A 1,309-nucleotide genomic window follows, 5' to 3' on the forward strand; every position below is an offset into this window, starting at 1 on the left:
TGGAATGACACGACTTCGGCGGTACGCTTGAGCCCCGCTACATTGTCGGCGCGGAATCACTTGACCAGTGAGCTATTACGCACTCTTTCAAGGGTGGCTGCTTCTAAGCCAACCTCCTGGTTGTCTCTGCGACTCCACATCCTTTCCCACTTAGCGTACGCTTAGGGGCCTTAGTCGATGCTCTGGGCTGTTTCCCTCTCGACCATGGAGCTTATCCCCCACAGTCTCACTGCCGTGCTCTCACTTACCGGCATTCGGAGTTTGGCTAAGGTCAGTAACCCGGTAGGGCCCATCGCCTATCCAGTGCTCTACCTCCGGCAAGAAACACACGACGCTGCACCTAAATGCATTTCGGGGAGAACCAGCTATCACGGAGTTTGATTGGCCTTTCACCCCTAACCACAGGTCATCCCCCAGGTTTTCAACCCTGGTGGGTTCGGTCCTCCACGAAGTCTTACCTCCGCTTCAACCTGCCCATGGCTAGATCACTCCGCTTCGGGTCTTGAGCGCGCTACTAAATCGCCCTATTCGGACTCGCTTTCGCTACGGCTTCCCCACACGGGTTAACCTCGCAACACACCGCAAACTCGCAGGCTCATTCTTCAAAAGGCACGCAGTCACGACTGCATGTGCAAGCACATACAGCGACGCTCCCACGGCTTGTAGGCACACGGTTTCAGGTACTATTTCACTCCGCTCCCGCGGTACTTTTCACCATTCCCTCACGGTACTATCCGCTATCGGTCACTAGGGAATATTTAGGCTTAACGGGTGGTCCCGCCAGATTCACACGGGATTTCTCGGGCCCCGTGCTACTTGGGTGTCTCTTAAACGAGCCGTTGATGTTTCAGCTACGGGGGTCTTACCCTCTACGCCGGACCTTTCGCATGTCCTTCGCCTACATCAACGGTTTCTGACTCGTCTCACGGCCGGCAGACCATGAAAAAGAGATCCCACAACCCCGCATGCGCAACCCCTGCCGGGTATCACACGCATACGGTTTGGCCTGATCCAGTTTCGCTCGCCACTACTCCCGGAATCACGGTTGTTTTCTCTTCCTGAGGGTACTGAGATGTTTCACTTCCCCTCGTTCCCTCCACACTGCCTATGTGTTCAGCAGTGGGTGACAGCCCATGACGACTGCCGGGTTTCCCCATTCGGAAACCCCCGGATCAAAGCTTGGTTGACAGCTCCCCGGGGACTATCGTGGCCTCCCACGTCCTTCATCGGTTCCTAGTGCCAAGGCATCCACCGTGCGCCCTTAAAAACTTGGCCACAGATGCTCGCGTCCACTGTGCAGTTCTCAAGC

At 56.1% G+C, this 1,309-nt stretch carries 1 rRNA gene (cut by a window edge); it reads right to left on the reverse strand.

From position 1 onward, the window contains the following. Positions 1-1,275 (reverse strand): 23S ribosomal RNA (locus ABT025_RS39185); it reaches 1,925 nt to the left of the window's first position. Positions 1,276-1,309 lie beyond the last annotated feature (34 nt).

The sequence above is a fragment of the Streptomyces sp. NPDC002809 genome (assembly GCF_040295435.1).
Classification (GTDB): Bacteria; Actinomycetota; Actinomycetes; order Streptomycetales; family Streptomycetaceae; genus Streptomyces.